The following is a 19421-nucleotide window of genomic DNA, read 5'->3' on the forward strand; positions in this document are numbered from 1 at the left end:
ATCGAGATCCGGCACAGTGTTCCCGTGCAGTCACCGTCCGGCGTGGAGCTAGCCGGGGTCGTGGGCCTTCTGGTCTCCGTCCCCGCCGTCGCCGTGCTGGGCAACTCGGGCCGGCGGCACACCGGCGCGGCCCGGCGCGCGCACGTAATCCTGGCCCTCGGCGGCGCGGTGGCCACCGCGGCGGCGCTGGCGGGCACGCTCAGCGCCCTACTCAACGACGCGCCGCCGCCGCGGATGGGCCTCGGCTCGGCCGTCGGCATCGGCACCGCGATCGGCACGCTGGCGCTGCTGGTGGGCACCGCGCTGCTCCCGGGCGCGGCCGAGAGCCCCGGCGCGGCCGTGCGCCATCTGCTCGACGGCGTGGTCATCGCCGCCGCCGTCTGGTTCGTCGGCTGGGCGCTGCTCAGCGAGCCCACCCACCTGCTCGGCGACGCGACCCCGATGGCCTGTCCCTCGCTGCTGATCCCGACCGCGCTGATGGTGATCTCCCTGGGTCTCACCGTCGTGCTCGCGCTGCACGCCCACCGGCCCCGGCTGACCACGGTGCGGGTGGCCACCGGCGTGACGCTGGTGGCGGCGGCCACGGTCGCCGTCGGCGGCGGCATCTGCCAGGCCCGCGACGGCTGGGTGCTGACCGGTTCGCTGCTGCTGCCGGCCGGGCTGTTCCTGATCGCCCACGCGGTGCGGACGGCCGACCGGCCGGTCGAGGTGGTCGGCGACCTGAGCGAGCGCGGCACGGCGTACGCGGTGGTCCCGATGGTCGCGATGGTCGTCGCGCTCGGGTTCCACCTGTCGCGGGGCGGCTCGTTCGGCCTGTACGCGTTCCTGGGCGCCAGCGTCGAGGGCTTCGCGCTGGTCGGCCGGCAGTGGCTGGCCCTGCGCGACGTGCGGCGCTACACGCTCCGGCTGCGGCAGAGCGAGGCGCACTTCCGCGACCTCGCGCACACCGACCCGCTCACCGGGCTGGCCAACCGGCGCGGCCTCCAGCAGGCGCTGCAGGAATGCCAGTGCCCCGACGAGCCGCTGGTGCTGGTCGGCGTCGACCTCGACGGCTTCAAGACGGTCAACGACATGCGCGGGCACGAGGTCGGCGACGCGGTGCTGGTCGAGGTCGGCGAGCGGCTGCGGCGCAACCTGCTCGAGGGCGACGTCGCGGCCCGGCTCGGCGGCGACGAGTTCGCGCTGCTCATGCACGGCACGGCGGACGAGGCGATGCTCACGGCGCACCGGCTCCTGGCGGTGCTGGGTGAGCCGTACGAGGTCGATGGGATCTCCGTCTTTCTCTCGGCCAGCATCGGCGTCGCCGACACCGATGAGCTGATCCGGGACGCCGACCTCGCCCTGCGCTACGCCAAGCAGCGCGGGAAGAACCGGGTCGAGCGCTACCAGGCCCGCTACGACGAGTTGCTGCGCCGCCGGGGAACGCTGGAGAGCGAGCTGCGGCACGCGATCGACCGCGAGGAGTTCCGCCTGGTCTTCCAGCCGGTGGTGGCGCTGCCGTCGATGCGGCCGGTCGGCGCCGAGGCCCTGCTGCGCTGGCACCATCCGACGCTCGGCGCGGTGCGGCCGGACGAGTTCATCCCGGTGGCCGAGGAGTCCGGCCTGATCAACCGGATCGGCTCGTGGGTGCTCGCCCAGGCCTGCGAGCAGCTCGCCGACTGGCTGGCCAAGGGGCACGACGTCTGGGTCTCGGTCAACCTGTCGCCCAAGGAGCTGCACGCGGCCGACTACGCGGGCCAGGTCGCCGACGTGCTGGCCGAGCACGGCGTGCCGGCCCAGCGCCTGGTGCTCGAGGTCACCGAGCACGCCGTGGCCACCGACATGGAAGAGCTGGTCAGCCGCCTCGCCGAGCTGCGGGCGACGGGCGTACGCGTGGCGCTCGACGACTTCGGCGCCGGGTACTCGTCGCTGGGGCAGCTGCGCACCCTCCCGGTCGACATCCTCAAGATCGACCACGCGCTGGTGGCCGAGCCCGAGTCCCGCACCGGCACCGCCGCCCCGCTGGTCGACGTCGTGGTGCGGCTGGGCCACCGGCTCGGGCTCGAGGTGCTGGCCGAGGGCATCGGCACCCCGGCGCAGCGGGCCGCGGTCGAGGAGGCCGGCTGCCGGCTCGGTCAGGGCTCGCTCTTCGGCTGGGGCGTGCCGGCCGAGCACCTCGAGGCGCAGCTGCAGACGCTGCGCGGCGGGAGCCCGAGGGCCCTGCCCGCGCCCCGCAACGACCCGCCGGTCAGCGGCGCGCCGCGCAGTCAGGTCGTCCCGCTCGGGCCGGGAATGAAGCAGCTCAGGGCCGTTCTGCCGAGCGATCCCGCGTTCGGGGCACTGGCGAGTGATCAAAATGTGGGATCAGTTGACTCGCCGAGTGAGATGGGGCAACCTTAGTCGCATGTGCTTCGCGTCCCGAGTACTTATGTGAGCGCACTCCCAGATTCTCTGAGAGTGCGCTAGGTCCCGTGCTTAAGGCACGAGGGCCTTTTTTGTTGCTCAAGTGCAGGTGCTCAAGTACCACGGACGACCATCCCGAGAAGGTTCGATAGCCATGACGAGACCCACTCCCGAGACCCTCGCCAACCGAGCCAATCCGGCCGGCGCCGCGGCCGCCAGCGCCGCTCCGGCGGTAGCCACTCCGGTGCCGACCTCCGGCGCCGGCGCTCTCGTTCGGTCGCTCGAGGCGCTCGGGGTCGAGGTCGCGTTCGGCATCCCGGGCGGGGCGATCCTGCCGGCGTACGACCCGCTCTACGACTCGAAGGTGCGGCACATCCTGGTCCGCCACGAGCAGGGCGCCGGGCACGCCGCCACCGGCTACGCGCAGGCCACCGGCAAGGTCGGCGTCTGCATCGCGACCAGCGGCCCGGGCGCGACCAACCTGGTGACGCCGATTGCCGACGCCTACATGGACTCGGTGCCGATCGTCGCGATCACCGGCCAGGTGGCCCGGCCCGCGATCGGCACGGACGCCTTCCAGGAGGCGGACATCCAGGGCATCACGCTGCCGATCACCAAGCACAACTTCCTGGTGCAGAACGCCGAGGAGCTGCCGCGGATCCTGGCCGAGGCGTTCCATCTGGCGCTCACCGGCCGGCCCGGCCCGGTCCTGGTCGACGTCCCGAAGGACGTGCTCCAGGCGCAGACCACGTTCGCCTGGCCGCCGCAGCTCGACCTGCCCGGCTACCGGCCCACCCTGCACCCGCACGGCAAGCAGATCCGCGAGGCGGCCCGGCTGATCGCCGGGGCCCGGCGCCCGGTGCTGTACGTGGGCGGCGGCGTGCTCAAGGCCGGCGCCACCGACGGGCTGCGCAAGCTGGCCGAGCTGACCGGCATCCCGGTCGTCACCACGCTGATGGCGCTCGGCGCGTTCCCCGACTCGCACCCGCAGCACCTGGGCATGCCCGGCATGCACGGCACGGTCCCGGCGGTCTACGCGCTGCAGAAGTCCGACCTGCTGATCACGCTGGGCGCGCGCTTCGACGACCGGGTGACCGGCAAGCTCGACTCGTTCGCGCCGGACGCCAAGATCGTGCACGCCGACATCGACCCGGCCGAGATCGGCAAGAACCGGCACGCGGACGTGCCGATCGTCGGCGACGCCCGGCACGTGATCGACGAGCTGATCGCGGCGGTCTCGGCCACGGCCGGCGGCGCCGCGCAGTACGAGTCGTGGTGGGCCCAGCTGAACGAGCTGCGCGAGCGCTACCCGCTGGGCTACGAGGAGCCGACCGACGGCTCGCTCGCCCCGCAGTACGTGATCGAGCGGATCGGCGAGCTGGTCGGCCCGGACGCGATCTACGTGGCCGGCGTCGGGCAGCACCAGATGTGGGCCTCGCAGTTCATCAAGTACGAGAAGCCGGGCACCTGGCTGAACTCGGGCGGCGCCGGGACCATGGGCTACGCGGTCCCGGCCGCGATGGGCGCCAAGGTCGGCCGGCCGGACGCGGCGGTCTGGGCGATCGACGGCGACGGCTGCTTCCAGATGACCAACCAGGAGCTCGCCACCTGCGCGCTCGAGGGCATCCCGGTCAAGATCGCGGTCATCAACAACGGCAACCTCGGCATGGTCCGGCAGTGGCAGACGCTGTTCTACGAGGGCCGCTACTCCAACACCGAGCTGGGCACCCACAAGCACCGCATCCCCGACTTCGTGAAGCTGGCCGAGGCGCTCGGCTGCATCGGGCTGCGCTGCGAGTCCAAGGCCGACGTCGACAAGATCATCAAGCAGGCCATGGAGATCAACGACGCGCCCGTGGTCATCGACTTCACGGTCGGCAAGGACGCCATGGTCTGGCCCATGGTCGCCGCCGGCACCAGCAACGACGAGATCATGTTCGCCCGGGACGTGCGCCCCAGCTTCGACGAGGACGACCTGTAATGAACAAGCACACGCTGTCCGTGCTGGTCGAGAACAAGCCCGGCGTGCTCGCCCGGGTGAGCGGACTGTTCTCCCGGCGCAGCTTCAACATCGACTCTCTGGCGGTGGGCGAGACGGAGAACCCGGACGTCTCCCGCATCACGATCGTGGTCAACGCCGACTCCTCACCCCTGGAGCAGGTGACCAAGCAGCTCAACAAGCTGGTGAACGTTCTCAAGATCGTCGAGCTGGACCCGCAGCAGTCGGTCCAGCGCGAGCTCCTGCTGGTCAAGGTGCGTGCCGACCGTGCGCAGCGAAGCCAGGTCCTCGAGACGGTGGAGCTGTTCCGGGCGAAGGTGATCGACGTCGCCCCGGACACCCTCACGATCGAGGCGACGGGTAACCCCGACAAACTGGATGCGCTGCTGCGCGACCTCGAGCCGTACGGCATCAAGGAGATGGTGCAGTCGGGTCTGGTGGCCGTCGGCCGCGGCTCGCGCTCCATCACGACCGGCCCGGCGCTCCGCGCCGCCTGATTCCCATCCGACCGCCCCACCCGCCGCCCTTAGGCGGCCTGAAGTCTCAAGGATTCAAATGACCGCGGAAGTTTTCTACGACGACGACGCCGACCTGTCGATCATCCAGGGCAAGAAGGTCGCCGTGATCGGCTACGGCAGCCAGGGCCACGCCCACTCGCTGTCGCTGCGCGACTCCGGCGTCGAGGTGGTCGTCGGCCTCCAGGAGGGCTCGAAGAGCCGGGCGAAGGCCGAGGAGCAGGGCCTCGAGGTCAAGACCCCGGCCGAGGCCTCGGCCTGGGCCGACGTGATCATGGTGCTCGCGCCGGACACCGCGCAGCGCAAGATCTACACCGAGTCGATCGCGCCGAACCTGACCGCCGGCAAGGCCCTCTTCTTCGGCCACGGCCTCAACATCCGGTTCGAGCTCATCAAGCCCCCGGCCGACGTGACCGTGGCGATGGTCGCCCCCAAGGGCCCCGGCCACCTGGTCCGCCGCCAGTACGTGGACGGCAAGGGCGTGCCGTGCCTGGTCGCCGTCGAGCAGGACCCGACCGGCGAGGGCCTCGCGCTCGCGCTCTCCTACGCGAAGGCGATCGGCGGCTCCCGGGCCGGCGTCATCAAGACCACCTTCAAGGAGGAGACCGAGACCGACCTGTTCGGCGAGCAGGCCGTGCTCTGCGGCGGCACCGCGGCGCTCGTGCAGACCGGCTTCGAGGTGCTCACCGAGGCCGGCTACGCCCCCGAGATCGCCTACTTCGAGTGCCTGCACGAGCTCAAGCTGATCGTCGACCTCATGTACGAGGGCGGCATCTCCCGGATGCGCTACAGCGTCTCGGACACGGCCGAGTTCGGCGACTACGTCAGCGGCCCGCGGGTGATCAACGCGGAGACCAAGGCGGAGATGAAGCGGATCCTGGGCGACATCCAGTCCGGCGAGTTCACCCGCCAGCTGATCGAGGACGACGACAACGGCCGCCCGCTGCTGACCAAGTACCGCGAGCAGGGCGCCAACCACCCGATCGAGGTCACCGGCCGCAAGCTGCGCGGCATGATGAGCTGGGTCGACCGGCCGATCACCGAGACGGCCTGATTCAAGCGCGGACAGCGCCCGGTTTCCGATAAAGGGCCGGGCGCTGTCGCATATTCGAAACGTCCACGTTACGTGCCGCTTACCTGGTCGGCGCCGAAATAGAATTGTGCGTCGTTCGGGCACTTGAAGATGGTGTTCGGCGGGTATCTTCGCCGCATGCGACTGGCTGATTCTTTTCGGAGTGAGCGCTTCGGCGCGGTCCGGATTCATGAGCTGCAGCGGGTCATCGAGCTGGACTCGGGCGCGTCGGCCGGGGCCGGCAGCCGCATTGTGGCCCCCGCTGAGCTACTCGCCGTCGAATCGCAAATGGTAATAGTCGTGCCCTGCATGAATGAGGCGCGCGGCGTCATCGAGGGCGTGCTCTCCGGCATTCCGCACGACTGCCTCATAGTGCTGGTGTCGAACAGCGACCGAGCCCCGGTCGACCGTTATGAGATCGAGGCGCAAACGGTCGAGCAGTTCTGCCGGCTGGCCGGGCGATCGGCCGTCACGGTCCACCAGCGCGACCCGGGCGTGGCCGGCGCGTTCAAGGCGGCGGGCATGCCCGAGCTCATCGACGACGGCGGCCTGGTGCGGGCGGGCAAGGGCGAGGCCATGTTGATCGGCATGGCGCTGGCCGCGATGACCGGCCGCCGGTACGTCGGCTACGTCGACGCCGACAACTACGTGCCCGGGTCGGTCCACGAGTACTGCAAGGCCTACGCCGCCGGGCTGCACCTGGCCGACTCGCCGTACGCGATGGTCCGCATCTCCTGGCACTCGAAGCCCAAGCTGCGCGACAACCGGCTGTTCTTCAACCGCAAGGGCCGCAGCTCGCAGATCACCAACGAGTGGCTCAACCGGTTCCTCGCCGAGTACTCCGGCTTCGGCACCGAGGTGATCGCCACCGGCAACGCGGGCGAGCACGCGATGACCCTCGACCTCGGTCTCAAGCTACGCCTGGCCGGCGGGTTCGCGGTCGAGCCGTACGAGTACCTCGATCTGTTCGAGCAGTTCGGCGGCGTGCTGGAGAGCACCGACGCCGACGTCATGGCGAGCTCGGTGCCGGTCCTGCAGATCGAGACCCGCAACCCGCATTTCCACGACAACAAGGGCGAGGAGCACGTGCAGGGGATGCGCATGCAGGCCCTCAACGTGCTCTATCACTCGGCGGTGACGCTTCCGGCCGTACGGCAGGCAATTCTCGATTTCATGATCGAACAGGGGGCGCTCGGCATCGGGCAGGAGCCGCCGCGGGAACGGATCTACCCGCCGGTCGGCACGCTCGACCTCGACCTGCTCTACGACGCCCTGGACGCCGAGGCGCTCAGCTTCCGCCAGCCGGACGGCCGGGCGACCGCCGGCCTCTCGCCCGCGCCACCGATCGATCGGGGGGCCATTCCGCGCCGCGTGATGTGACGCCGCTCACAAACACGTGACGCGACGACCGGAGTCGGCGGGAACATACGAGGTGCCGCGAACCGGATGGAGGCAGATTGACTCCCGTCGTTCTGATCGCCGAGGAACTCGCCCCGTCCGCCATCGATGTGCTCGCCTATGACTTCGACGTACGGCATGTCGACGGCACCGATCGAGCCGCCCTGCTCGCCGAGGTCGCCGAGGCCGACGCGCTGATCGTCCGCAGCGCCACCCGGGTCGACGCCGAGGTCGTCGCGGCCGCGCCGACGCTCAAGGTGATCGCCCGGGCCGGCGTCGGCCTCGACAACGTGGACGTGCCCGCCGCCACCGCCCGCGGCGTCATGGTGGTCAACGCGCCGACCAGCAACATCGTGTCGGCCGCCGAGCAGGCGATCGCGCTGCTGCTCGCCGTCGCCCGGCACACCGCCAGCGCCAGCACGTCGCTCAAGCGCGGCGAGTGGAAGCGGTCCCGCTACACCGGCGTCGAGGTGCAGGGCAAAACGGTCGGCGTGGTCGGGCTCGGCCGGATCGGAGTGCTGTTCGCGCAGCGGATGGCGTCGTTCGGCACCCGGCTGATCGCCTACGACCCGTACGTCCAGCCGGCCCGGGCCGCCCAGCTCGGGGTGCGGCTGGTCGGGCTCGAGGAGCTGCTGCGGGAGAGCGACTTCATCTCGGTGCACCTTCCGCGTACGCCCGAGACCTTCGGGTTGATCGGCGAGAAGGAGTTGGGGCTGGTCAAGCCGGGGGTGCGGATCGTGAACGCGGCCCGCGGCGGGCTCATCGACGAGCAGGCGCTCGCGATCGCGCTGGCCGAGGGACGGGTGGCCGGCGCCGGGCTGGACGTCTTCGTCACCGAGCCGACCACCGACTCGCCGCTGTTCTCCTTCGACAACGTGGTGGTCACCCCGCACCTGGGTGCCTCGACGGCCGAGGCGCAGGACAAGGCGGGCCTCGCGGTGGCCCGCAGCGTCAAGCTGGCTCTGCAGGGCGAGTTCGTGCCGGACGCGGTGAACGTGCAGGCCGGCGGGGTGGTGGACGAGGACGTACGGCCGCTGCTGTCGCTGGCCGAGCGGCTGGGCCGGGTGTTCACCGCGGTGGCCGGCGGCGTGGCGGCGAGCGTGACGGTCGAGGTGCGGGGCGAGATCGTGTCGCACGACGTCGGCGTGCTCAAGCTGGCGGCCACGAAGGGGCTGTTCGCGTCGGTGGTCGACGAGCGGGTGACGTACGTGAACGCGCCGCAGCTCGCCGCCGACCGGGGCGTCGACGTGGAGCTCTCGGTCAGCGACGAGCCTTGCGATCATCAAAACCTGGTCACCGTACGCGGCGCGCTGCCCGACGGCCGGACGGTCAGCGTGGCCGGCACCCTCACCGTGACCGGCACCCGCGAGATCAGCAAGCTCACCGGCCTCGACGGCTTCGACCTCGACCTCAATGCCGACGGGGTGCTGCTGTTCTTCCGGTACGCCGACCGGCCCGGCGTGATCGGGGCGATCGGCTCGCTGCTCGGCGAGTCCGGGGTGAACATCGCGGCCATGCAGGTGGCCCGCCGCGAGGCCGGCGGCGAGGCGCTGATGACGCTGACCCTGGACTCCTCGATCGACGCCGACCTGCTCACGGCGGTGGCCGAGGCGATCGGCTCGGCCCGCGGGAGCCTGGTCGATCTGCGCGCTTTCTAGCCGTTTTTCAGCGCACCCGGGCCGGCGGTGGGTAGACCGTGCCGTCCTGCAGGTCGAGCAGGTCGAGGTTCAGCTCGCCGGCCAGCCGCTCGATCGTCTCGAGCACCACGTCCGGGCAGTCCTCGTCCAGCCGCATCTCGATGTGGTCGGCCGCGGCGTGCAGCGGCGCGTGCGCCCACGGCGAGCCGGGCGCCGAGGCGTGCGGCCCGCGGTCGGGATAATCGCTGGTCAGGGCGTCGTAGAAGGCCACGACCCGAGGGTCGGCCGGGCGCTGCGGGTGCTCTCCGCGCGCACATCGCGCGTTGGCGGCCCGCACCGCGTCCGGCGGGTCCGTCTTGTCCATCGCCCACACCACTAGGTCGAAACTCACCGGCGCATGGTGCCATCACCGAGCGCGGCACGCGGGAACGAAGCGGCCGACACGCGGGGGATGCGTCTTGCGCGTCATTAGTCCGCATCGCTAGCGTTGTCCCTGCCGCACGGCCCGCCGGTGGGCTCGTCTTCGGGTGATGCGTCCGCCGCTGCGCGTCGTTCGGCTGTGTGAATCCGGCGGGACCGAGCCACGCGTCATCGTCGCAAGAACCCCGCACCGAATTGCCGCGGTGCGGGGTTCTTCCCATCTGCGGGTGTTCACTTCCTGGGACCGCCTTACCGAAGATCGGGACGCCGGGCTAGCCTGGTCGAGGTCTTCATCGTGCGGTGTAGGGAGCAGACGTGAGCGTGGCGCGGATCGCGGTGGTGGCCGGCGACGGCATCGGGACCGAGGTGACCGCCCAGGCGCGGAAGGTGATCGAGGCCGTGCTGCCCGGCGCCGAGTTCCAGGACTACGACCTGGGCGCCCGCTTCTACAACCGCACCGGCGAGGTCCTGCCCCAGTCGGTGGAGGACGAGCTGGCCGGCCACGACGCCATCCTGCTCGGCGCGATCGGCGACCCGAGCGTGCCGCCGGGCGTCCTCGAGCGCGGCCTGCTGCTCAAGCTCCGGTTCGACTTCGACCAGTACGTGAACCTGCGCCCCTCCAAGCTCTGGCCCGGCACCACCAGCCCGCTGGCCGGCGTGAAGCCCGGTGAGATCGACATGGTCGTGGTCCGCGAGGGCACCGAGGGTCTCTACGTCGGCGCCGGCGGCGTCCTGCACAAGGACACTCCCGCCGAGATCGCCACCGAGGAGAGCCTGAATACCCGGCACGGCGTCGAGCGGGTCGTCCGGGACGCCTTCGCCCGCGCCCAGCGCCGCGAGCGCCGCCACCTCACCCTGGTGCACAAGACCAATGTCCTGACCAAGGCCGGCAGCCTCTGGGCGCGCACGTTCGCCGCCGTCGCCGCCGAGTTCCCCGAGGTCACCACGGAATACCAGCACGTCGACGCGGCCTGCATGTTCATGGTCAGCAACCCGCAGCGGTACGACGTGATCGTGACCGACAACCTCTTCGGTGACATCATCACCGACATCGCCGCGGCCGTTACCGGCGGCATCGGCATGGCCGCCAGCGGCTCCGTCAACCCGGAGCGCAGGTTCCCCTCGACGTTCGAGCCCGTGCACGGCTCCGCGCCGGACATCGCGGGCAAGGGCATCGCCGACCCGGCGGCCGCCATCCTCTCCGCCTCCCTGCTGCTCGAGCACCTCGGTCACCAGGACGAGGCCCGCCGGGTATCCGACGCGGTCGCCGCCGAGGTGGCCTCCCGCGCCGCCGGCGCCTCGCTGCGCACGGCCGAGGTCGGCGACCGGGTCGCGGCCGCGCTCTAGACCTACTCCCGGGTCACTTCACCCCCGTTGTCTTAACGGACGTTCGGGGTATCTTCGTGGTGCGCGCATGCGGAGTACACGCATGCCCATTTCTTTCCTTGCAGAAAGCAGGTCTGGCGAACCATGAGTGGTGGTGACAACCTCGATTTCGAGATCCGTCCGAACCCCGCGCCGGTAGGCGAGTCCGAGCGCACGGCGCTGCTGGCCAACCCGGGTTTCGGCCGCATCTTCACCGACCACATGGTTACCGTTCGGTACGCCGACGGTAAGGGCTGGTACGACGCCCGTGTGGAGGCCCGCGCGCCGATCGCGATCGACCCGGCCTCGGCGGTGCTGCACTACGCGCAGGAGATTTTCGAGGGTCTCAAGGCCTACAAGATGGCCGACGGTGGCGTGGCCATGTTCCGCCCCGACGCCAACGCGGCCCGGTTCGCCGACTCGGCGGCGCGGATGGCGATGCCGGCGGTCCCGCAGACGACGTTCCTCCAGTCGCTGCGCGAGATCATCCGGATCGACCGGGACTGGATCCCGCAGAGCGAGGAGGGCAGCCTCTATCTGCGGCCCTTCGCGTACGCGAGCGAGGTCTTCCTCGGGGTGCGCCCGTCGCTCGAGTACCTCTACCTGGTGATCGCCTCGCCGGTCGGCGCGTACTTCTCGGGCGGCGTCAAGCCGGTGTCGGTCTGGGTCAGCCCCGACTTCACCCGCGCGGCCCCCGGCGGCACCGGCGCGGCCAAGTGCGGCGGCAACTACGCGGCGGGCCTGTCGGCGCAGGCCGAGGCCATCGAGAACGGCTGCGACCAGGTCGTCTACCTCGACGCGGTGGAACGCAAGTACATCGACGAACTCGGCGGCATGAACGTGTTCTTCGTGCTCGACGACGGCGGCCTGGTGACCCCGCCGCTGACCGGCACGATCCTGCCCGGCATCACCCGCGACTCGGTCATCAAGCTGGCCGGCCGGGCCGGCCGCCGGGTCGAGGAGCGCCCGGTCGGCATCGACGAGTGGCGCGAAGGCGCGAAGTCGGGCCGCATCCGGGAGGCTTTCGCCTGCGGCACGGCGGCGGTCATCACGCCGATCGGCACGGTGAAGTCGCCGAGCGAGGAGTTCACCGTCGCCGACGGCAGCGCCGGCGACGTCACGATGGCCCTGCGCAAGGAACTGGTCGACATCCAGCGCGGCCGCGCCGACGACCCGTTCGGCTGGGTGCACCGCGTTCTCTAGGCGGGTTTCCTCTCCGGCCTGACGGATCCCCGACCGGGCAAACGACAGGCCGGCCCTCGGGGCGAGATGCTCATTCGGTGAGCGGTCGGCGTCTTTCGCTGGTCGTGGCGGTGGACCGCTACGACAACCCGGCGCTGCAGCGGCTTTCGTCGCCGGCCGCCGATGCCGAGGCGCTCGCTGAGGTGCTCGGCGACCCCGAGCTGGGCGACTTCGACGTCGAGGTGCTGCACAACGCGACGTCGTCGCAGACCCTCGAGCGCGTGGAGCACCTGCTCGCCGACCGCCGCAGCACCGATCTCGTACTGCTCCACTTCTCCTGTCACGGCCTCAAGAACGACAGCGGCGAGCTGTTCCTGGCTGCCACCAACACTCGTCCCGACCTGCTGGGCTCCACGGCCGTGGAGGCCGCCTGGGTCAACCGGATGATGCAGCGCAGCCGTGCCCGGACCGTGGTCCTGCTCCTCGACTGCTGCTACGGCGGCGCTTTCGAGCGAGGCGTGGTGAGCCGGGCCGCCGGCGGCGTGGACGTGGGGGACCAGTTCCGCCAGCCCGAAATCGACGCCGGCCGCGGCCGGGTGGTGATCACGGCATCCACCGCGATGGAGTACGCCTTCGAGGGCCGCCGCCTGGCGAGCGACACGTCGGCCGCGCCCCCGATCTTCACCGGCGCCGCCGCCGAAGCAGCCCGACCGGAGAGGCGCCCGGCACCTGCGGAAAGCCCACCCGGTGCGCAATCTCGCGGCGACCACCGGTGTGGTGGCGAGCGGGCTCGGGCGGATGGCCTGGACCGGGCTACGGCCGGCGATGGCCAAGGTCCGGACGGTGCCGTTGTGGGCGCTGTCGACCGCGCTCGTCGTGGCCGGGGTGACGATTGCCGTGGTCATCGTGACCAACATGGTGTCGGACACGCTCGCACGGGACAACCACTCCCGGGGCATCCCACTCGCGTCCCTCACGGCCGGGCAGCGCGACTATCCAGCCCTGCTCGCCATGCTGCCGGCGTCGATTCGCGGCTCCTGCGTTCTACTCCGCGCCCGGGGGCGGGACGGCGAGCTACCGGCCCACGTATGACCGAGCGCTGGACGTGCTGAGCGGGATCAGCTAGGCGGCTCGAGCAGGTGGGCCCTCATCGACGCGACCTCGGTGTCGGTGAGGCCTATCTCGCGGACGTAGTCCCCGATCGAGCCGTGCAGGGCGCGCAGGTCGTCGAGGAACATCAGCATCGCGTCGGGTGGGGAGTCGAACATGTGCTCGTTGCCGCGGACCGCCTCGGGGTTCTTCTTCAGCAGGTACTCGGTCAGCGGGCGCATCGCCGACGTGGTGAGGGCGTAGTCGGCGGCGATGTCCTCGTCGGACACGCCGAGCAGGGCCAGCGTCAGCGCGCACACCGTGCCGGTGCGGTCCTTGCCGGCCATGCAGTGCACGATCACCGGGGCGTTGACCGGGTCGGCGATCACCTGAAGCGAGGCCAGCAGCGCCTCGCGGCCGTCCTCGGCGAAGTTCAGGTAGCGGTCGGCGAGCCAGCGGTCGCGTCCCTCGTCCTCGGGGTGGTCGAGGCCCTCCCAGTCGGTGTGGTTGAGCACCAGATTGCGGTAGTCGAAGCCGTAGCTCTCGGCCACCCGGCCGAACTTCTCGACCTCGGGCGGCCGCCGCAGGTCGATCACCGTCCGGACGCCGAGCTGCGCGAACGCCTCGTTGTCGGCCTCGCCGAGCCGGTGCAGCGCGTCCGAGCGGAAGAGCCGGCGCCAGCGCACCCGGCGACCGTCGAGACCCTCGTAGCCGCCCACGTCACGGAAGTTGTAGGTGGCCGAGAAACCGAGATTCCGGGGGTACGAGTCGGTTACCACGCCCCGACCATAGTCTCGAAAGGTGGAACAAGGCTTCCCGCGGCGGCCGTTAGTGGCATGCTTCATTCCGTGACCCGTCTCGTGCTCATTATTGGCACCTAGCGCCTCGGCTGACTCCTCGCCGATGCGCAGACCTCCCGCGACCGCGGGGGGTCTTTTTGTTGGGTCGCAGAATTCTTCGAAGGGAACGCGCCAATGGACTACCAGGTCTTCGACACCACGCTGCGCGACGGCGCCCAGCGCGAGGGGATCAGCTACTCGGTCGCCGACAAGCTGGCGGTCGCGCGGCTGCTGGACGAGTTCGGCGTGGGCTTCATCGAGGGCGGCTGGCCCGGCGCCATGCCCAAGGACACCGAGTTCTTCGCGCGCGCCAAGACCGAGCTCGATCTCAAGAACGCGCTGCTCGTGGCGTTCGGCTCGACCCGCAAGGCCGGCGTCGACGTGGCCAAGGACCAGCAGGTCCAGGCGCTGCTCGACGCCGAGACCCCGGTCGTCTGCCTGGTCGCCAAGTCGGACATCCGGCACGTCGAGCGGGCGCTGCGCACGACCGGCGACGAGAACCTGGCGATGGTCCGCGACACCGTGAGCTACTTCGTCGAGAACGGCCGCCGCGTCTTCCTCGACTGCGAGCACTTCTTCGACGGGTTCCGCTACGACCCGGCCTACACGGCGAGCGTCGTGCGGACCGCCCTCGAGGCCGGCGCCGAGCGGGTCGTCATGTGCGACACCAACGGCGGCATGCTCCCGTCGATGATCACCAAGGCGATCGAGGAGGTCGTCGAGCGCGCCGGGGTGAGCGCCGACCGCCTCGGCATCCACTGCCAGAACGACACCTCGTGCGCGGTGGCCAACACCATCGCCGCGGTCGAGGCCGGCGTGAAGCACTTCCAGTGCACCGCGAACGGGTACGGCGAGCGCCCCGGCAACGCCGACCTCTTCGCGACGGTCAGCAACGTACAGCTGAAGCTCGGGTTGCCGGTCCTACCGGACGGCTGCCTGGAGAAGGCGACGCGGGTCTCGACCGCGCTCGCCGAGATCGCCAATATCGCCCCCGACACCCACCAGGCCTACGTCGGGGCCGCCGCCTTCGCTCACAAGGCCGGGCTGCACGCGAGTGCGATCAAGGTGGATCCGCTGCTCTACAACCACATCGAACCCGCGGTTGTGGGCAACGACATGCGGATCCTGGTGACGGAGATGGCCGGCCGGGCCAGCATCGAGCTCAAGAGCAGGGAGCTCGGACTGGAACTGGCCGGCCACCCGGACACGCTGACCACCATCACCCAGAAGGTGAAGGACCTCGAGGCCGGCGGCTGGTCGTTCGAGGCGGCGGACGCCTCCTTCGAGCTGCTGGTGCGGGGCGAGCTGCCGGGCGAGGGCTACGTCCGCCCGTTCGCGCTCGAGTCGTACCGGGTGCTGGTCGAGCACCGCGAGGACGGCTCGGTGGTCTCCGAGGCGACCGTCAAGGTGCGCGTCCGCGGCGAGCGGGTCATCGCCACCGCCGAGGGCAACGGCCCGGTGAACGCCCTCGACGAGGCCCTGCGGGTAGCGCTGACCTCGCACTACCCGCAGCTCGGGACCGTCGAGCTGACCGACTACAAGGTGCGCATCCTCGAGGGTAGCCACGGCACCAACGCGGTCACCCGGGTGCTCCTGGAAACCGGCGACGGCGCTCGCGACTGGACCACGGTCGGCGTGCACGAGAACATCGTCGAGGCCAGCTGGGTCGCGCTCGTCGATGCCCTGACCTACGGCCTGGCCCGCACCTCCGCGCCGGCCTGACGACCCGCTTCGACGGCGGAGGCGATCATCGCGAGCGCCTCCGCCTCCGGCATCGGCGGGACCTGACGTCCGTCGCGCATCCGGAGCGCGACCAGCCCGTCCGCCTCCTCGCGGGCGCCGATCACGGCCACGTACGGGATCTTCCGCTCGGCCGCCTGCCGGATCCGTGCCCCGATCGACCCGTCATGGTGCGCCTCGGCCCGCAGCCCGGCCTCGATCGCCGCCTCGCGGAACCGGGACGCCGCCGCCGACTGGTCGGCCGAGATCGGCAGCACGTCGAGCTGCACCGGCGCGTACCAGACCGGGAACGCGCCCTCGTGCAACTCGATCAGGTGCCCGAAGAGCCGTTCCATCGAGCCGACCAGGCTGCGATGCACCATCACCGGTCGCTCCCGGCCGCCGTCGGCCGCGACGTACGAGAGATCGAACTGCTCCGGCTGGTGGAAGTCGACCTGGATGGTCGAGATGCTCCACTCGCGCCCGGCCGCGTCCCGGATCTGGATGTCGATCTTCGGACCGTAGAAGGCGGCCTCGCCCGGCACCTCCTCATAGGACATTCCGGATCGGTCGAGCGCGGCCCGCAGCAGCTCCGACGCCCGCGCCCACATCTCGTCGTTCCCGGCGTACTTGCCGGCATCGCCGCGCAGCGAGAGCTGGATCGACGACGGCGACATGCCGAGCGCCGCGTGCGCCCGCCGCATCAGCCGCAGGATCGCCGCCACCTCGTCGCCGACCTGGTCGAGGGCGCAGAAGTTGTGCGCGTCGTTGAGCTGGATCGACCGCACCCGGGACAGGCCGCCGAGCACCCCCGACCGCTCGGCCCGGAACATCGGCCCGATCTCGGCGATCCGCAGCGGCAGGTCCCGGTACGACCGCTGCCGGGACTTGAAGATCAGGGCGTGGTGCGGGCAGAGGCTGGGCCGCAGGACGAGCTCGTCGCCGCCGAGCACCATCGGCGGGAACATGTCGTCGGCGAAGTTCTTCCAATGGCCGGACAGCTCGAACATCTGCCTCTTGCCCAGGGCGGGCGAGTAGACGTGCTGGTAGCCGGCCCGACGCTCGAGCTCGTGGAGGTAGGACTCCACCTCGTAGCGCGCGGCGGCGCCGGCCGGCAGCCAGAACGGCAGCCCGGCGCCGATCAGCGGGTCGGAGTCGAAGAGGTCGAGCTCGCGGCCGAGCTTGCGGTGGTCGATGTTCATCAGAGGGTCTCCTCGCGGGAATGGGCGAGACCCTCGGGCAATCGACGACGCGACCCCGGGCATCTCGCCCGGGGTCGACAGGTCAGAGCCGATCAACGCCGGGACATCCCGGCGTCGTCGTGGCGAACCTGCGCATCATGCGGCCAAGAGTAGGTCGCGAGCCGTTCGCCGGCATCCGAATTAGGCTCGAAGGATGGGCAGCGAGGTCGATCTGATCGGGGTGTGCTTCGACGGCTCGGGGCGGCGTCACGGACAGGCGGATGCGCCGGCCGCCCTGCGCGAGGCGGGACTGGCGGCCGCGCTGCCGGGCGCGACCGTGACCCCCGACATCACCGGGCCGGAACCGGCGTCGACCCGGGGGCCGGGCGGTTTTCTCAACGAGGCGGCGCTGCTGGCGATGGTCGCCGACGTCCACGACCGGGTCCGCGACTCCCTGCGCGCCGGTCGTCTCCCGGTGCTCTACGGCGCGGACTGTGCCGTGCTGCTCGGCGCCGTCCCGGCGTTGCGGGACGAGTGCGGCGCCGCGGGCCTGCTTCACCTGGACGGCCACGAGGACGCGACCCCGATGGAGTCCTCGCCGGACGGTGAGGCCGCCAACATGGAGATCGCCCTGCTGCTCGGGCTCGCCGGCGACGACGCTGCCCTCGACCCCGGCGCGGTGGTGCTGCTCGGCCCGCGCGACCGGGCCTTTCGCGACACGATCGGGGTGCCCACCATCGCCGGGCGGGTTCGGCTGCATTCCGCCGGCGAGGTGCACCGCCTCCTGCCCGACCTCGCCGGCGAAGTCGCCGACCACCTCACCCGGCAGACGCCCGCCTGGTGGGTCCACGTCGACCTCGACGTGCTGCGCGGCAGCGACTTCGGGGCGTGCGACGCGGCGAGCGACCCGGCCATGCCCGGCGGACTGGCCTGGGACGAGCTCACGGCGATCGTCGAACGGGCCCTCCGATCCCCGAACTGCCGGGGGCTGAGCGTGAGCGTCTACAACACCGATCTCGATCCCGACCGGCACGCGGCCCGCTCGATCGTGCGCTTCCTGGCCGGCGTCACTCGGCCAGCAGCTGGTACATGATGTGGTCGCGCCACTCGCCGTCGATGCGCAGGTAGCGCGGCGCCAGGCCGTACCGGCGGAAACCGTTGCGCTCCAGGACCCTCTGCGACGGGACGTTGTGCACCAGGGTCTCGGCCTGGACCCGGTGCAGGCCGAGGTCGTGGAAGGCGAGACGGGTCATCCGGGCGACGGCGGCCGACGCCACGCCGCGGCCGTTCGCCGCCTTGGCCACCCAGTAGCCGAGGCTGGCCGACAGGAACGGGCCGCGCACGATGCCGCTGAACGTGATCCGGCCGACGATCCGGTCGTCCTCGACGATGACGTGCGGGACGTGGGTGCCGGCGTCGTGCTGCCGCAGCATGTCCTCGAGATAGGCGCGCTGCCCCTCGGCGGTGAAGTAGTCCTCGGCCCGGAACGGCTCCCACGGGCTGAGGAACTCCCGGTTCGCGGCGAGCAGGGCGGCGAGTTCCGGTGCGTCGCTCGGGGCGATCAGGCGCGTGGTTGTCACGGGGGTCATCATGCCGAAGGAATGGTCAAATCGCAGACCACTGCCCGGTGGTCGGTGTGCGGGATCTGGTGCGCGCTCATCGTCCGTACGCCGATCCGCTTGTCCAGCAGCACATGATCGATGGTCGCCGGGGGAATGCCGGGATGCTCGTAGAACGGCCAGGTCGGGGTCAGCCCCTGCCCGGTCGCCGCGGCCGCGTCCCGGTATCCGCGGGCGATCAGCTTCCGCAGCGGCGCGTGGTCCAGTGTGGAGTTGAAGTCGCCGAGCAGGATGCGCGGCGGCCCGGCCGGATCGGGCGGCGGCTGGGCGGCGAGATCCCGGCGCCACAGGCCGTTGTTCTCGGGCCGGGAGGGCGCGAGGGGGTGGGCGGACTCCACGAGCAGCGGCGTCGCGCCGGGTGGGTGGATCATCCCGTACGCCTGCCGGAAGCCACCCTCGTTGAGACGGACCCCGGCCTCGCCGACCGGGTAGCGCGAGAAGACCGCCGAGCCCGCGGGCGAGTTCTCCACCGGGTCGAGCGACGCGTAGGGCAGCAGCGCGCCGAGCCCGGCCCGATCGAGAGCGTCCCGCCCCTCCGGCGTGAACTCCTGGAGCGCCAGCACCTCGACGTCGTGGTCCTTCACCAGTCGCACGATCGTCTCCGGGTCGGCGCTGCCGAAGAGCATGTTGCTGGTCATCACCGTGAGCCGGATGCCGCTCGCCGGGCCGCGCCCGCCCGGGAACGCCCGCGGCAGCACGAAGAGCGCGAACGACGCGACCACCAGCAGGGCCGCGGCGGCGGCCGTCCAGCGCCGGGTGGCCAGCGCGAGGACCGCCGGCAGCAGCGACCAGGCCGCGACGAACGGCGTGTAGGCGAGCAGGGCCACGAGCCAGCCGCGCTCCCATCCGCCGAGCCGGATCGCCGCCCAGAGCAGGCCGGGCACGATCAGAAGCCAGATCAGCAGGGTCACCGCGAGTCTTCCTCTCCGGCGGCCGGTCCCCACGCTCATGATCATCATGACCGCGAGGCTAGCCGCGCTCAGTCCGTGATTCCGCCTCGCGCA

General features: G+C 71.0%; 16 protein-coding genes. 11 read left to right on the forward strand and 5 right to left on the reverse strand.

Annotated elements, in window-relative coordinates; translation table 11 throughout:
* Positions 1 to 24: 24 nt before the first annotated feature.
* From ACZ6TB_RS39980 to serA, 6 genes are all read left to right on the forward strand, one after another.
* Positions 25 to 2379, forward strand: coding sequence for a putative bifunctional diguanylate cyclase/phosphodiesterase (locus ACZ6TB_RS39980; protein ID WP_465564132.1), 2355 nt, complete (start codon positions 25 to 27; stop codon positions 2377 to 2379).
* 157 nt (positions 2380 to 2536) lie between these two features.
* Positions 2537 to 4363 (forward strand): acetolactate synthase large subunit, encoded by a 1827-nt coding sequence (locus tag ACZ6TB_RS39985; protein WP_465564134.1) that lies wholly within the window; start codon positions 2537 to 2539, stop codon positions 4361 to 4363.
* Positions 4363 to 4878, forward strand: a complete 516-nt coding sequence (gene ilvN, locus ACZ6TB_RS39990) for an acetolactate synthase small subunit (RefSeq protein WP_465564135.1) — start codon at positions 4363 to 4365, stop codon at positions 4876 to 4878. The genes ACZ6TB_RS39985 and ilvN overlap by 1 nt, the downstream gene beginning before the upstream one ends.
* Before the next feature lie 58 nt (positions 4879 to 4936).
* Positions 4937 to 5950, forward strand: coding sequence for a ketol-acid reductoisomerase (gene ilvC / locus ACZ6TB_RS39995; protein ID WP_465564138.1), 1014 nt, complete (start codon positions 4937 to 4939; stop codon positions 5948 to 5950).
* Positions 5951 to 6106: 156 nt separating this feature from the next.
* Positions 6107 to 7348 (forward strand): mannosyl-3-phosphoglycerate synthase, encoded by a 1242-nt coding sequence (mpgS, locus tag ACZ6TB_RS40000; protein WP_465564140.1) that lies wholly within the window; start codon positions 6107 to 6109, stop codon positions 7346 to 7348.
* 77 nt (positions 7349 to 7425) lie between these two features.
* Positions 7426 to 9024: a phosphoglycerate dehydrogenase gene (gene serA / locus ACZ6TB_RS40005; protein WP_465564143.1), complete on the forward strand. Its 1599-nt coding sequence runs from the start codon at positions 7426 to 7428 to the stop codon at positions 9022 to 9024.
* 7 nt (positions 9025 to 9031) lie between these two features.
* On the opposite strand, the gene ACZ6TB_RS40010 is transcribed toward serA, so the two are convergent.
* Positions 9032 to 9394, reverse strand: a complete 363-nt coding sequence (locus ACZ6TB_RS40010; protein WP_465564145.1) for a hypothetical protein — start codon at positions 9392 to 9394, stop codon at positions 9032 to 9034.
* A 344-nt stretch (positions 9395 to 9738) separates the two neighbouring features.
* On the opposite strand from ACZ6TB_RS40010, the gene ACZ6TB_RS40015 reads away from it, so the two are divergent.
* From ACZ6TB_RS40015 to ACZ6TB_RS40025, 3 genes are all read left to right on the forward strand, one after another.
* Entirely contained in the window at positions 9739 to 10770 is a 1032-nt protein-coding gene (locus ACZ6TB_RS40015; RefSeq protein WP_465564147.1) for a 3-isopropylmalate dehydrogenase, read from the forward strand.
* A gap of 123 nt (positions 10771 to 10893) precedes the next feature.
* On the forward strand, positions 10894 to 11991 hold the full coding sequence (locus ACZ6TB_RS40020) for a branched-chain amino acid aminotransferase (protein ID WP_465564150.1): 1098 nt from the start codon (positions 10894 to 10896) through the stop codon (positions 11989 to 11991).
* Between the two features lie 77 nt (positions 11992 to 12068).
* Positions 12069 to 13082, forward strand: a complete 1014-nt coding sequence (locus ACZ6TB_RS40025; protein WP_465564153.1) for a caspase family protein — start codon at positions 12069 to 12071, stop codon at positions 13080 to 13082.
* A 6-nt stretch (positions 13083 to 13088) separates the two neighbouring features.
* On the opposite strand, the gene ACZ6TB_RS40030 is transcribed toward ACZ6TB_RS40025, so the two are convergent.
* A complete protein-coding gene (locus ACZ6TB_RS40030) occupies positions 13089 to 13838 on the reverse strand; it encodes a tyrosine-protein phosphatase (protein ID WP_465564156.1) in 750 nt (249 codons plus the stop codon).
* A gap of 195 nt (positions 13839 to 14033) precedes the next feature.
* Here ACZ6TB_RS40030 and cimA point away from each other — a divergent pair, with 195 nt between their 5' ends.
* Positions 14034 to 15620, forward strand: a complete 1587-nt coding sequence (cimA, locus tag ACZ6TB_RS40035; protein WP_465564159.1) for a citramalate synthase — start codon at positions 14034 to 14036, stop codon at positions 15618 to 15620.
* Here the strand turns inward: cimA and thrS are convergent.
* A complete protein-coding gene (gene thrS / locus ACZ6TB_RS40040) occupies positions 15587 to 16819 on the reverse strand; it encodes a threonine--tRNA ligase (protein WP_465564162.1) in 1233 nt (410 codons plus the stop codon). The two genes, cimA and thrS, sit on opposite strands and share 34 nt — an antisense overlap.
* A 193-nt stretch (positions 16820 to 17012) precedes the next feature.
* Between thrS and ACZ6TB_RS40045 the strand changes: the two genes are divergently transcribed.
* The gene (locus ACZ6TB_RS40045; protein WP_465564165.1) at positions 17013 to 17891 is read left to right on the forward strand and encodes an arginase family protein; all 879 of its coding nucleotides are present in this window, start codon (positions 17013 to 17015) and stop codon (positions 17889 to 17891) included.
* Here ACZ6TB_RS40045 and ACZ6TB_RS40050 read toward each other — a convergent pair.
* Both ACZ6TB_RS40050 and ACZ6TB_RS40055 read right to left on the reverse strand, forming a co-directional pair.
* Positions 17866 to 18378, reverse strand: coding sequence for a GNAT family N-acetyltransferase (locus ACZ6TB_RS40050; protein ID WP_465564168.1), 513 nt, complete (start codon positions 18376 to 18378; stop codon positions 17866 to 17868). The two genes, ACZ6TB_RS40045 and ACZ6TB_RS40050, sit on opposite strands and share 26 nt — an antisense overlap.
* A gap of 8 nt (positions 18379 to 18386) precedes the next feature.
* Complete coding sequence (locus ACZ6TB_RS40055; RefSeq protein WP_465564315.1) at positions 18387 to 19367, reverse strand: endonuclease/exonuclease/phosphatase family protein; 981 nt, start codon at positions 19365 to 19367, stop codon at positions 18387 to 18389.
* Between the last annotated feature and the right edge of the window lie 54 nt (positions 19368 to 19421).

The organism is Actinoplanes sp. NPDC051537, assembly GCF_055586105.1.